The 13,728-nt window shown below is 66.4% G+C and carries 11 protein-coding genes; all 11 read left to right on the top strand.

Features of this window, described 5'->3' with window-relative positions; genetic code table 11:
• Window positions 1-91 precede the first annotated feature (91 nt).
• Window positions 92-463, top strand: a complete 372-nt coding sequence (locus K6142_RS06360; protein ID WP_190245795.1) for a holo-[acyl-carrier-protein] synthase — start codon at window positions 92-94, stop codon at window positions 461-463.
• Between the two features lie 109 nt (window positions 464-572).
• A complete protein-coding gene (locus tag K6142_RS06355) occupies window positions 573-2,279 on the top strand; it encodes an NAD(P)H-hydrate dehydratase (protein WP_223380773.1) in 1,707 nt (568 codons plus the stop codon).
• The gene (locus K6142_RS06350; protein ID WP_190245230.1) at window positions 2,270-2,722 is read left to right on the top strand and encodes a CBS domain-containing protein; all 453 of its coding nucleotides are present in this window, start codon (window positions 2,270-2,272) and stop codon (window positions 2,720-2,722) included. Before K6142_RS06355 ends, K6142_RS06350 begins: the two co-directional genes overlap by 10 nt.
• Before the next feature lie 11 nt (window positions 2,723-2,733).
• Window positions 2,734-3,420, top strand: a complete 687-nt coding sequence (tsaE, locus tag K6142_RS06345; RefSeq protein WP_411722695.1) for a tRNA (adenosine(37)-N6)-threonylcarbamoyltransferase complex ATPase subunit type 1 TsaE — start codon at window positions 2,734-2,736, stop codon at window positions 3,418-3,420.
• Window positions 3,421-3,490: 70 nt separating this feature from the next.
• A complete protein-coding gene (locus K6142_RS06340; RefSeq protein ID WP_190245231.1) occupies window positions 3,491-4,720 on the top strand; it encodes an aspartate kinase in 1,230 nt (409 codons plus the stop codon).
• A 9-nt stretch (window positions 4,721-4,729) separates the two neighbouring features.
• Complete coding sequence (gene cimA / locus K6142_RS06335; RefSeq protein ID WP_223380772.1) at window positions 4,730-6,352, top strand: citramalate synthase; 1,623 nt, start codon at window positions 4,730-4,732, stop codon at window positions 6,350-6,352.
• A gap of 601 nt (window positions 6,353-6,953) precedes the next feature.
• Window positions 6,954-7,907 carry a NiFeSe hydrogenase small subunit gene (hysB, locus tag K6142_RS06330; RefSeq protein WP_190245233.1) on the top strand — a complete coding sequence of 318 codons (954 nt, stop codon included), beginning with the start codon at window positions 6,954-6,956 and terminating at the stop codon, window positions 7,905-7,907.
• 29 nt (window positions 7,908-7,936) lie between these two features.
• A complete protein-coding gene (hysA, locus tag K6142_RS06325) occupies window positions 7,937-9,469 on the top strand; it encodes a NiFeSe hydrogenase large subunit HysA (RefSeq protein WP_190245234.1) in 1,533 nt (510 codons plus the stop codon).
• A gap of 303 nt (window positions 9,470-9,772) precedes the next feature.
• Window positions 9,773-10,252, top strand: coding sequence for a NiFeSe hydrogenase maturation protease (gene hysD, locus K6142_RS06320; RefSeq protein WP_190245235.1), 480 nt, complete (start codon window positions 9,773-9,775; stop codon window positions 10,250-10,252).
• 583 nt (window positions 10,253-10,835) lie between these two features.
• Window positions 10,836-11,789 carry a hydrogenase small subunit gene (locus K6142_RS06315; protein WP_012611422.1) on the top strand — a complete coding sequence of 318 codons (954 nt, stop codon included), beginning with the start codon at window positions 10,836-10,838 and terminating at the stop codon, window positions 11,787-11,789.
• Window positions 11,790-11,847: 58 nt separating this feature from the next.
• Window positions 11,848-13,551, top strand: coding sequence for a nickel-dependent hydrogenase large subunit (locus tag K6142_RS06310; protein ID WP_190245236.1), 1,704 nt, complete (start codon window positions 11,848-11,850; stop codon window positions 13,549-13,551).
• Window positions 13,552-13,728 lie beyond the last annotated feature (177 nt).

Below are 13,728 nucleotides of genomic sequence, written 5' to 3'. Positions count from 1 at the left end.
AACGCAGGCATGCCCGGCCATTGGTACACCACGAACCCAACGAACGGCCATCTATTATGATGCACCAGCCCGCACACACCGGAGACAGCGCATGATCGTGGGCCTCGGCATCGACATCGCGGAGCTTTCGCGCATCGCCAGGGCCTGGGAACGCCACGGCCAGCGTTTTGCCGCGCGCGTGCTGCACCCGGCGGAACTGGCCTGCCTGCCCGCCGCGCCCGTGGCCTTTCTGGCCGCGCGCTTCGCCGCCAAGGAGGCCGCCGTCAAGGCGCTGGGCACCGGCTTCTCGCAGGGCATCGGCCCGCGCGACATCGAGGTGCGCCCCCTGCCCACCGGCCAGCCCCAACTGGTGTTGCACGGCAAGGCCGCCGCGCGCTGCGCGGCGCTGGGCGCCACCGCAACCCACGTTTCGCTTACCCATGGCCGCGACACCGCCGCCGCCGTGGTGGTGCTGGAGCGCTGAACGCGCAGGTCCATGAACGGCATGGAAGGTTCCCGCGAAGGGGGCACCCACACCTTCCCCACTCCCCCAAGGGGCTGACGGCATCCATCATCCTGCACAGGAGCCTTCCATGACCCCGACCGACAACGCCTCCCGCTTGCATCACCCCCACCCGGACCTGCTCCATGCGGATCTGCCCCATGCAGACCTGCCCCATGCAGACCTGCCCGCCCCGGAGGAAATGGCCGCGTGGGACCGCGCCGCCAGCGCGGACTTCGGCCTGCGCGAGGAAATCCTGATGGAGAACGCCAGCCGCGAGGCGCTGCACGTGCTGCGCGCGGAACTGGCCGCGTCCGTCACCAAAACCGGCACGCCCGCTACGCGCAACGCGCCCTCTCCGGTCGCCTCCCCCTTCTCCTTCACCGGCCTGCGGGTGCTGCTGTTCATGGGCGGCGGCAACAACGGCGGCGACGCTGCCGCCCTGGCCCGCCACCTGCACGACGCCGGGGCCGAGGTGCTGGTGCTGCACACCCGCCCGTTGGGCGGCTATCGCGGCGCGGCGGGGTACCATGTCCGCCTTGCCAAGCGTTGCGGCGTGCCCTTCCGCCCCGCCGGGGCGTGGCCGCGCAGCCTGCCCGACCCGCGCTGGCTGGCGCCCCACGCGGTGGTGGACGGCCTGCTCGGCACCGGCTTCACCGGGGTGCTGCGTGAACGGGAAGCGGGGCTGGTGGCCGCCATCAACGAACTTTCCGACCGGGCCTTCGTGCTGGCGCTGGACATTCCCTCCGGCCTCGGCGGCCTGACGGGCCGCCCCCGCCCCGACGCCGTGCGCGCCCATGCCACCGTCACCTTCGAGGCGGCCAAGCCCGGCCTTGTCCTGCCAGAGGCTGCACCCTACACGGGCCGCCTGCATGTGCGGCCCATCGGCATTCCGCAGGCCGTGCGCGCGCGCCACCCCGCCTCGTACCGCATGCTGGACGACACCTGCCTTGCAGCCCTGCCCGCCACCACCCCCTGCATGCACAAGGGCACCGCCGGGCACGTGCTGGTGGTGGGCGGATCGGAAGGGCTCACCGGCGCGCCGCTGCTGGCGGGGCTGGGCGCCCTGCGCGGCGGCGCGGGCCTGGTCACCGTGGCCTGCCCCGGCGGCCTTGCCGCAGAGGTCAAGGCCGCCACCCCCGACGTGATGACCCTGCCCCTTGGCGAACGCCGCGCCTGGGACCCCGCCGCCCTGCCCGGCCTGCTGGCGCTGGCGGCACGTTGCAATGCGCTGGTGATCGGCCCCGGCATGGGGCGTTCGCCGGAAGCAGCCGAGGTGCTGTCCGCCCTGCTGGCGCTGCCCGGCAGGCCCCCGGCCGTCATCGACGCCGACGGCCTGTTCCCGCTGGCGGAAGGCCTTGTTTCGCTTGATTTGGTGCGTGAAACGGATATTGTTACCCCCCACCCCGGCGAAATGGCCCGTCTTGCGGGCCTTACCACGGCGGACGTGCAACGCGGCAGGGCAGCCACGGCACGGGCCTTCGCGGCGCGCTGCGCGGGGGTGCTCGTGCTCAAGGGCGCGGGCAGCCTCGTCACCCGGCGCGACCGGCCCATCACCATCATTCCCCTTGCCGCACCCACGCTTGCCGTGGCCGGTTCCGGCGACGTGCTTTCCGGCCTTGCCGGTGCCCTGCTGGCGCAGGGCGCACCGCCAGAGGTGGCCGCCTGCCTTGCCGCATATCTGCATGCCAAGGCCGGACAACTGCTGCTGCACGACTACCCCGCACGGGGCAACACCCCGAGCGAAATCGCCGACGCCATCCCCCGCGCGCGAAAGGAGCCCACCCCATGCTGCTAGCCAAGGACATCATGACCGCCGCCCCCGTCACCGTCACTCCGGAAACCGGCATCGCCGAAGCGGCCCGCATCATGATCCAGCGCAAGTTCAACGGCCTGCCCGTTGTGGACGGCAAGGGAACCCTCGTCGGCGTCATCTGCCAGAGCGACCTCATCGCCCAGCACAAGAAGCTGAACCTGCCGACGCTGTTCACCGTGCTTGACGGCTTCATCCCCCTGCGTTCCATGAGCGACCTGGACGAGGAGATGCGCAAGATCTCCGCCACCAACGTGGGCCAGGCCATGACGCCGGACCCGGTCACCGTGGGGCCCGAAACGCCCATCGACGAAGTGGCCAGCCTGATGGTGGACTCCAAGTACCACACCCTGCCCGTGGTGGACGCGGGCAACCTGGTGGGCGTCATCGGCAAGGAGGACGTGCTGCGCACCCTTGCGGGGGCGTAGCCGTCGGGCGCATGGCCCCAGCGAATTCCGTCCAGACCGTTCGACCTGTCCGGCCCGTCGGAGATGACACGGTCCTGACCCTGCGGCTGCCCGGCCCCGGCGACACCTTGCGCCTGGGACGCGTCTTGGCGCTGGCCCTTGCGGCCCAGCCCGGCGCGCGCACCCTGCTGCTGTCCGGCGGACTTGGCGCGGGCAAGACCACCCTCGTGCGCGGCCTGGTGGAGGCGTTGCCCGGCGGCGACGACGCCGAGGTCAGCAGCCCCAGCTTCAATATTTGCAACATGTACCCCACCCGGCCGGAAACGGCCCATTACGACCTCTACCGACTGGAGCAGGCGCCCGGCGCCGCACTGGCGGTGGCGGACGACGCCCTGCTCGACCTTCTGGAAACGGAAGGCCCCCGACGGGCGCTGGTCATCGTCGAATGGGCCGAACGCCTTCCGGTCGACGTGCTGCCCCCCGACAGGCTGGAGCTTACCTGGCTTCCGGCCACGCACGGCAGGCTCATCACGGCCATTGCCCGGGGAGAGGCGGCACGCCGCGTACTGGCTGCGACGGCGCGCGAGGTCGCGGACCTCGTGATGCCGGAAACGGCGCCCCACACGACGGCGGACACGGCCATGCAGGCCCCCTCCGCCGATGACGACCGTGACCCACGGGACACGCGGGACACGCGGGGCGCTCAGGATAACACGTAGCGATGCAGCCGGGCATGGCCCGGTGCACAACACCAACAACGCTCGACACAACGCACGATAAGGAAGCGGTATGCGTATTCTGGTGCAGAAGTTCGGCGGCACGTCCGTCGCCAACCTCGAGTGCATGAAGCAGGTGCGCGAGAAGGTGCGGCGGGCGCTGCGCGACGGCTACAAGCCGGTGGTGGTGCTTTCCGCCCGCTCGGGCGAGACCAACCGCCTGTTGTCCCTGGCCGACGAATGGTCCACGGACCCCGACCCGGCAGAGGTGGACGCCCTCATCGCCACCGGCGAACAGGTTTCGGTGGCGCTCTTCTCCATGCTGCTCAAGGATTCGGGCATCAAGGCCCGCTCCATGACCGGGTTCCAGGTGCCCATCACCACCAGCGACGCCTTCGGGCGGGCGCGGATCATGGACATCGACGCCTCCCGCCTGCGCAAGGAACTGGAAACCCACGACGTCATCGTGGTGGCCGGTTTCCAGGGCGTGACGTCTGAAGGGCGCGTCACCACGCTGGGGCGCGGCGGCTCGGACACCAGCGCCGTGGCGCTGGCCGCCGCCCTGGGCTCCGTGGAATGCGAAATCTATACCGACGTGGACGGCGTCTACACCACCGACCCCAACCTGTGCTCCACCGCCCGCAAGCTGGACCGCGTCTCGTACGACGAGATGCTGGAAATGGCCAGCATGGGCGCCAAGGTGCTGCAAATCAGGTCCGTGGAGTTCGCCAAGAAGTACAAGGTGCCCGTCCACGTGCGCTCTACATTCACCGACACCCCGGGTACCATGGTCACCCAGGAGGATTGCGAGATGGAAGCCGTACTCGTTTCCGGCATAGCCTACGACAAGGATCAGGCGCGGGTGACCCTGCGCAGCGTGCCCGACAAGCCGGGCGTTTCCGCCGCCATCTTCGGCCCGCTGTCGCAGCAGGGCATCCTGGTGGACATGATCGTCCAGAACCCCAGCCGCGACGGCGTGACGGACATGACCTTCACCGTGCCCCGCAAGGATCTGAAGAAGACCCTGGCGCTGATGGAGGAAATCCGGGCCAGGACCGGCGCGCAGGAAGTGCTGCACGACACCCAGGTGGCCAAGGTTTCGGCCATCGGCGTTGGCATGCGCAACCATTCGGGCGTGGCGGCCAAGGCCTTTGCGGCGCTGCACGCCGAAAACATCAACATCCTGATGATAAGCACCTCCGAAATCAAGATTACCTGCCTCATCGAGGAAAAGTACACCGAACTCGCCGTGCGCACCCTGCACGACGCCTTCGGCCTGAATCACGATCTCGGCAACGCGTAGGGCACGGTCATGACCCGGCGCATACAGTTGTACGACACCACCCTGCGTGATGGTTCGCAATCCGAGGACATCAACCTCACTGCGGCAGACAAGCTGAAGATCGCCCTCAAGCTGGACGAGATCGGCATCGACCGCATCGAGGGCGGGTGGCCGGGGTCGAACCCGGTGGACGTGGCGTTCTTCAAGGAAATCGCCAACTATCACCTCAAGCATGCGGTGATCAGCGCCTTCGGCAGCACGCATCACCCCAACTTCACGGCGGACAGCGACCCCAACCTGCGCGCCATCGCGGAATCCGGGGCGCGGGTGGCCTCCATCTTCGGCAAGTCGTGCGAAGTGCACGCGGCAGAGGCCCTGCGCCTGGACGCCGCGCGCAACCTGGAGATCATCGGCGACTCGGTGGCCTTCCTGAAGGGAAAGCTGGCCGAGGTGTACTTTGACGCGGAGCACTTCTTCGACGGGTACAAACACAACGCCGCCTATGCGCTCAGCGCGCTGCGCCGCGCCCATGAGGCGGGCGCCGACGTGCTGGTGCTGTGCGACACCAACGGCGGCACCCTGCCGCACGAGGTGGCGCGCATCGTGACCGAGGTGCGCGAGGCCTTGCCCGGCGCCGCGGTGGGCATCCACGCCCACAACGACTGCGAGCTGGCCGTGGCCAACTCCATCGCGGCGGTGCAGGCCGGTGCCGTGCAGATCCAGGGCACCATCAACGGGGTGGGCGAACGCTGCGGCAACGCCAACCTGTGCTCCATCATCCCCACGCTGGAACTGAAGTTCGGCGGGGAATACACCTGCCTGCCCGAAGGCCGGTTGCAGCAGCTCACGGCGGTGGCCGCCTACGTCTCGGAAGTGGCCAACATCCCGCCGTTCAGCCGCCAGCCGTACGTGGGCCGGTCGGCCTTTGCCCACAAAGGCGGGGTGCATGTCAGCGCGGTGAACCGCAAGTCGTCGCTGTACGAGCACATCAGCCCCGACGTGGTGGGCAACCGCCAGCGCATCCTGATCACCGAACTGGCCGGGCGCAGCAACATCGTCTCGCTGGCGCGGCGCTTCGGCTTTCACCTCGACAAGGACGAGCCGGTGGTCAAGGGCCTGCTGACCGAACTGAAGAAGAAGGCCAGCCTGGGCTACGACTACGCCGCCGCCGAAGCATCGGTTGAACTGCTGATCCTGCGCAAGCTGGCCCGGCGCGGCGTGCGCGAGTTCTTCCGGCTGTTGCAGTTCCGGGTGCTGGAAACCAAGCACGACAGCGAAGGCGAACCGGTTTCCGAAGTCTCTGTGATGGTGGACGTGGAAGGGGTGACCGAACACACCGCCGCCACCGGGCGTGGCCCGGTGAACGCGCTGGACAACGCCCTGCGCAAGGCCCTGCTGGGCTTCTACCCGCGCCTCAGTGAAATGCGCCTGCTGGACTTCAAGGTACGCGTGCTGACCGGCGCGGAAACCGGCGGCGGCACGGCATCCACCGTGCGGGTGCTCATCGAGTCGGGCGACTCCGACAGCCGCTGGGTGACCGTGGGCGTGTCGTTCAACATCATAGAGGCAAGCTGGCAGGCCCTGGCCGACTCCGTCACCTACAAGTTGTACAAGGACGAGCACGCCCGCAGGGCGGGTTCGGACGGAGAGTAGAGTCGAGCACGCCCGCAGGGCGAGCTCGGACGGAGAGTAGAGTCGAGCACGCCCGCAGGGCGGGTTCGGACGGAGAGTAGAGTCGAGCACGCCCGCAGGGCGAATTCGGCACCAGGCCGGGCTCTGGATATCCCCAATCCCCTCGCCCCGCCGCCGTCACACAAGCCCGCATCCCCAACAGCAACGCCCCGGTCGCAAGGCCGGGGCGTTTTCTCGTGCCTGCTGTTTTCCGCATCAATGCTTGCCCGAGCATTTCCCCCTGTTCCTGCACAACCGCAACCCACCCCTTTGGCATCCATTCAGGACAAATCCTCAATGGGCACGGGCAGAAAAGCTTACTCCTGCCCCGCGACCTGCGTAACACCCACCTAAAGCCGATAACACTTTTTCAAATTTATTCGCACTATCGAACGCGTTTGACCACTCAACCGTCGCAACATAGCCCACCAAATCACTTTTTTCTATCAAAACTCACCCCTGCCATCGACATCGCATTGACCCTGGCGAGGGGGGGGGGCTATTCGTCATTGGAAGAATACGGGGCTATCGCGGGAAAATAGCCACTACGGTCTATGCAAACGCCGCAACCAAGGAGGCAGGGATGAGTCTCAACAGGCGTGATTTCGTCAAATTGTGCACAGGTACGGTTGCAGGGTTCGGGATATCCCAGATGTTCCACCCCGCCGTCTGTGAAGCCATTTCCGGTTCGCTGAACGGCGAACGGCCCCCGGTGCTCTGGCTGCAGGGCCAGGGCTGCACCGGTTGTTCGGTGTCGCTGCTGAACTCGGTGCACCCCACCATCGCCGATGTGCTGCTGAAGGTCATCAGTCTGGAGTTCCACCCCACCGTCATGGCGTGGGAAGGCGAACCCGCCATGGAACACATGATGAAGATCGCGGAACAGTACAAGGGCAAGTACTTCGTGGTGGTCGAAGGGGCGGTGCCCACCGAGGCCGACGGCAAGTACTGCATCATCGGCGAAGCGCACCACAAGGAAATCTCCATGGTTGACGCCATGAAGAGCGTTGCCGCCAATGCCGCCGCCGTGCTGGCCGTGGGAACCTGCGCGGCCTATGGCGGCATTCCCGCCGCCCAGGGCAGCGAAACCGGCGCCAAGTCGGTGTCGCAGTTCTTCAAGGACAACGGCATCGCCACCCCGGTGGTGAACATTCCCGGCTGCCCGCCCCACCCCGACTGGATCGTGGGCACCGTGGTGGTGGCGCTGAACGCCATCAAGGCCAAGGGCCTGGCCGCTGGCCTGGCCGACGTGGTCAAGCTGCTCGACGCCGACGGCCGCCCCACCCCCTTCTATGGCCGCAACGTGCATGAAAACTGTCCCTACCTTGAAGCGTACGACGCCGGGAAGATGTGCGAAACCTTCACCAAGAAGGAAGGCTGCCGCTACGACCTCGGCTGCAAGGGCCCCATGTCCATGTGCGACAGCTTCGAGCGCAAGTGGAACGGCGGCGTTAACTGGTGCATCTCCAACGCGGTGTGCATCGGCTGCGTCGAACCCGACTTCCCCGACGGCAAGTCTCCCTTCTACTCGGCCTAGCCCCGGCGCCATACATCAAGGAGGAAACCATGTCCGGCTGTACACCCAAGGCCGCTCCTGCCGGGGCCACCGGCAAGGCGACCATCGCCATCGACCCGGTAAGCAGAATCGAAGGCCACCTGAAAGCCGAAGTCACCGTTGAAAACGGCGTGGTGGTCGACGCCCGCCTGTCCGGCGGCATGTACCGCGGCTTTGAAACCATCCTGCGCGGGCGCGACCCGCGCGACGCCTCGCAGATCGTGCAGCGCATCTGCGGCGTGTGCCCCACGGCCCACTCCACCGCCTCGTGCATGGCGCTGGACAACGCCTTCAAGGTCAAGGTGCCCACCAACGGCCGCCTTACCCGCAACCTGACCTTCGGCGCCAACTACCTGCAGTCGCACATCCTGCACTTCTACCACCTGGCCGCCCTGGACTTCGTGCAGGGGCCGGACAGCGCGCCCTTCGTGCCGCGCTTCGCCAAGCCCGACCTGCGCCTGCCCAAGGACATCAACGCCGCCGCGGTGGACCAGTACCTGGAAGCGCTTGAAGTGCGCCGCATCTGCCACGAAATGGTCGCCATGTTCGGCGGGCGCATGCCCCACGTTCAGGGCCAGGTCGTGGGCGGCACCACCGAAATCCCCACCAAGGAAGCCCTTGTCGAATACGCCGCCCGCTTCAAGAAGGTGCGCGAATTCGTCGAAAAGAAGTACGTGCCCGTGGCCTACACCGTGGGCGCGGCCTACAAGGACCTGTTCAAGTTCGGCCAGGGCTACAAGAACTGCATCTCGTTCGGCGCCTTCCCGCTCAACGATGCCATGACCGAGCTGCACCTGAAGCGCGGCGTGTACATCGACGGCAAGGACCAGCCGTTCGATCCCAAGCTGATCAAGGAATACGTCAAGTACTCCTGGTTCGACGACGCCACCACCGGCCTGCACTTCTCGCAAGGCAAGACGGTGCCCGCGCCCAACAAGGTCGGTGCGTACAGCTTCGTCAAGGCCCCCCGCTACAACGGCAAGGCCGTTGAATCCGGCCCGGTGGCCCGCATGTGGATCACCAACCCCGAGCTGTCGCCCGTGGGCCAGAAGCTGCTGAAGGACCTGTTCAAGCTGAACGCCAAGCGCTTCCGCGACCTTGGCGACGAAGCCGCCTTCTCGGTCATGGGCCGCCACGTGGCCCGCGCCGAGGAAACGTACTACATGCTCTCCGCCATCGAACGCTGGCTGAAGGAAGTGAAGGCCGGCGAAGAAACCTTCGCCGCCGCCGAAATTCCCGCCAGCTCCGAAGGCGTGGGCTTCACCGAAGCGCCGCGCGGCTCGCTGGTCCACTACATCAACATCAAGGACCAGAAGATCGACAACTACCAGATCGTGTCCGCCACGCTCTGGAACTGCAACCCGCGCGACGACAGCGGCCAGCTTGGCCCGGTGGAACGCGCGCTGGTCGGCACCCCCGTGCCGGACATCAGCAACCCGGTGAACGTGGCGCGGGTGATCCGCGCCTTCGACCCGTGACTGGGCTGCGCCGTGCACGTGCTGCACGCTGAATCCGGCAAGGTCTCCGTCGTCGAAGTGAAGTAGACGCCGCATACCGAACCTATGGAGGGGGCCAGACCGGCAGGACCGGCCTGGTCCCCTCTTGCATTCGCGCCCCGTGCGATCCCCCACCGGGGAGCTTGCGCGGCGCGCACGCCCGCCATAGGGTGGGCCTGGCAAGGGCATGCGGCCTGCGTCGCCGCCGCGCCCCATCGACAACATGCGCCATCGCGCCGCCCCGATTGCCCCCGACAGGCCCGACAGGCCCGTCTGGCCTGTCTGGCGCGAAAGGACGGCATCCGGGCGCACACCCTTTCCGCCCGCGTACCGGAACATCATGGAGCCCACATGCAGAAGCTGCTCGTACTCGGCATCGGCAATACCCTGCTCACCGACGACGGCGTCGGCGTCTTTGCCGTGGAAGAACTGATGAAGGAAACCTGGCCGTCCAACGTTACCCTGATGGACGGCGGCACCTTCACCCAGGACATCTTCTACCTGTTCGAAGGGTACGACCGCCTGCTGGTGCTGGACATCGTCCACGCCAAGGGCGCCCCCGGCACCATCTACCGCCTGTCGGAGGACGATCTTGTCCAGAACGAGAAACAGCGGCTGTCCATCCACGACGTGGATCTCATCGACTCGCTGAAGATGGCGGAACTGCGCGGCCCGCGCCCGCGCATGCAGATCATCGGCATGGAGCCGCACGACTTCCTGAACTGGAACATCGGCCTTTCCGAGCCGGTGCAGGCCGCCTTCCCCCGTTTTGTGGATGTGGCGCGCGAAGAAATCCGCACCATCATCACGGAAATGGAACAGGCAGGCTGATACGGCGCAGGAAAGCCCGCGAGTTGCCCTGCTGATCCGACGGCAATCGGAAAGGGCTGACAAGCCCCATCCGCGCGGGACGTCCAGACCATGACCGGGCCGCACGTTACAGCGCCTCCTGGCTGTACGCACCCGACAGCCCTCGCCCCGCGCACGCGCTTTTCATGCTGCAACAAAATGCGTGCTACGTTCAACAAAAACGTAGCACGCATTTTGTATTCCACAACCATGCGCCACGGCCCTCTCCAACGCGCAAAATTGAACACACAAACAATACACCGCGACAGCAATCCTCTCCCCCACTGCATGGGTGCAACACGCTTCCTGTTGCGCCACGGCTGCCATTGCACGCACCCATTCCCTTCCGCGATGCGGAAATGTGTGCCTCATTTACATTTTCAATTGGAATAACGTTTCAATGTGTTGTACCTTCCCGGCAAACGTGCGGACAGGTCACCGCGGGAAACGGATGCACGCAGAAGCGGTCGCATCCGGGGGGCCTTTCGCACCAGTACGACCCTTACCCCGCCGCGCTGCTGGCGGCGGGCAGGCACGGTGATACGCCGTGCCGAAGGAGGCAGGGATGAAAATCTCGATCGGTCTCGGCAAGGAGGGCGTGGAGGAAAGGCTTGCGGAACGCGGCGTGTCTCGACGCGACTTCCTCAAGTTCTGTACGGCCATCGCCGTGACCATGGGCATGGGCCCCGCGTTCGCGCCGGAAGTTGCCCGCGCGCTCATGGGTCCCCGGCGCCCGTCCGTGGTCTACCTGCACAACGCCGAATGCACCGGCTGTTCCGAATCGGTGCTGCGCGCTTTCGAACCCTACATCGACACTCTGATTCTGGACACGCTGTCCCTCGACTACCATGAGACCATCATGGCCGCCGCGGGCGATGCGGCGGAAGCCGCCCTGGAACAGGCCGTCAACAGCCCGCACGGCTTCATCGCCGTGGTGGAAGGCGGCATTCCCACGGCTGCCAACGGCATCTACGGCAAGGTGGCCAACCACACCATGCTGGACATCTGCAGCCGCATCCTGCCCAAGGCCCAGGCCGTCATCGCGTACGGCACCTGCGCCACCTTCGGCGGCGTGCAGGCGGCCAAGCCCAACCCCACCGGTGCCAAGGGCGTCAACGACGCGCTGAAGCACCTTGGCGTCAAGGCCATCAACATCGCCGGTTGCCCGCCGAACCCGTACAACCTGGTCGGCACCATCGTGTACTACCTGAAGAACAAGGCCGCGCCCGAACTGGACAGCCTGAACCGGCCCACCATGTTCTTCGGCCAGACCGTACACGAACAGTGCCCCCGCCTGCCGCATTTCGACGCGGGCGAATTCGCCCCGTCGTTCGAATCGGAAGAAGCCCGCAAGGGCTGGTGCCTCTACGAGCTGGGCTGCAAGGGCCCGGTGACCATGAACAACTGCCCGAAGATCAAGTTCAACCAGACCAACTGGCCCGTGGACGCGGGGCACCCCTGCATCGGGTGCAGCGAACCCGATTTCTGGGACGCCATGACCCCGTTCTACCAGAACTGATCACGCGCACGCGCTAGGTCACCCAATACCCCCATAGGCAACAGCCAAGGAGAATACCATGAGCGGCTGCAGAGCCCAGAATGCTCCGGGCGGCATCCCCGTGACGCCCAAGAGCTCCTATAGCGGTCCCATCGTCGTCGACCCCGTTACCCGCATCGAAGGCCACCTGCGCATCGAGGTGGAAGTGGAGAACGGCAAGGTCAAGAACGCCTACAGCAGTTCCACGCTGTTCCGGGGCCTTGAAATCATCCTGAAGGGCCGCGACCCCCGCGACGCCCAGCACTTCACCCAGCGCACCTGCGGCGTGTGCACCTATACCCATGCGCTGGCCTCCACCCGCTGCGTGGACAACGCCGTGGGCGTGCACATTCCCAAGAACGCCACCTACATCCGCAACCTGGTGCTGGGCGCGCAGTACCTGCACGACCACATCGTGCACTTCTACCACCTGCACGCCCTGGACTTCGTGGACGTGACCGCCGCGCTGAAGGCCGACCCGGCCAAGGCCGCCAAGGTGGCCTCGTCCATCTCGCCCCGCAAGACCACGGCGGCGGACCTGAAGGCGGTGCAGGACAAGCTGAAGACCTTCGTGGAAAGCGGCCAGCTCGGCCCGTTCACCAATGCCTACTTCCTGGGCGGCCACCCCGCCTACTACCTGGATCCGGAAACCAACCTCATCGCCACCGCCCACTACCTGGAAGCCCTGCGCCTTCAGGTGAAGGCCGCGCGCGCCATGGCCGTTTTCGGCGCCAAGAACCCGCACACCCAGTTCACCGTGGTGGGCGGCGTGACCTGCTACGACGCCCTGACCCCGCAGCGCATCGCCGAATTCGAGGCGCTGTGGAAGGAAACCAAGGCGTTCGTGGATGAAGTGTACATCCCCGACCTGCTGGTGGTTGCCGCGGCCTACAAGGATTGGTCGCAGTACGGCGGTACCGACAACTTCATCACCTTCGGCGAATTCCCGAAGGACGAGTACGACCTGAACAGCCGGTTCTTCAAGCCGGGCGTGGTCTTCAAGCGCGACTTCAAGAACATCAAGCCGTTCGACAAGATGCAGATTGAAGAACACGTGCGCCACAGCTGGTACGAAGGCGCGGAAGCCCGCCACCCGTGGAAGGGCCAGACCCAGCCCAAGTACACCGACCTGCACGGCGACGACCGCTACTCGTGGATGAAGGCCCCCCGCTACATGGGCGAACCCATGGAAACCGGGCCGCTGGCCCAGGTGCTGATCGCCTACTCGCAGGGCCACCCCAAGGTGAAGGCCGTGACCGACGCCGTGCTCGCCAAGCTGGGCGTGGGCCCCGAGGCCCTGTTCTCCACCTTGGGCCGCACGGCGGCGCGCGGCATCGAAACCGCCGTCATCGCCGAATACGTGGGCGTGATGCTACAGGAGTACAAGGACAACATCGCCAAGGGCGACAACGTCATCTGCGCACCGTGGGAAATGCCCAAGCAGGCGGAAGGCGTGGGCTTCGTCAACGCCCCGCGCGGCGGCCTGTCGCACTGGATCCGCATCGAGGACGGCAAGATCGGCAACTTCCAGCTGGTCGTGCCCTCCACCTGGACCCTTGGCCCCCGCTGCGACAAGAACAAGCTGTCGCCGGTGGAAGCCTCGCTCATCGGCACCCCGGTGGCCGATGCCAAGCGCCCGGTGGAAATCCTGCGCACGGTGCACTCGTTCGACCCGTGCATCGCCTGCGGCGTGCACGTCATCGACGGGCACACCAACGAAGTGCACAAGTTCCGCATCCTGTAAGCTGTCCGCAGCCCTGCCTGCCCCGCCCGCCAAGGCAGGTGGTGCAGGCAGGGTTCGGAATGCCATATCGACCGAAGGGCCCGGCCTTGTGCCGGGCCCTCGGACTATCTGCGAAGCTGGCACAGCGGCAGCCCCGCCGTGCACCGTCTACCGGACGACGGCCCCGAAAACTGCGCG

This window comes from Nitratidesulfovibrio sp. SRB-5 (assembly GCF_019931275.1).
Lineage (GTDB): Bacteria > Desulfobacterota > Desulfovibrionia > Desulfovibrionales > Desulfovibrionaceae > Cupidesulfovibrio.
Note: the sequence above shows the minus strand (reverse complement) of the source record. Positions and strands in the feature narration are given on the sequence as shown.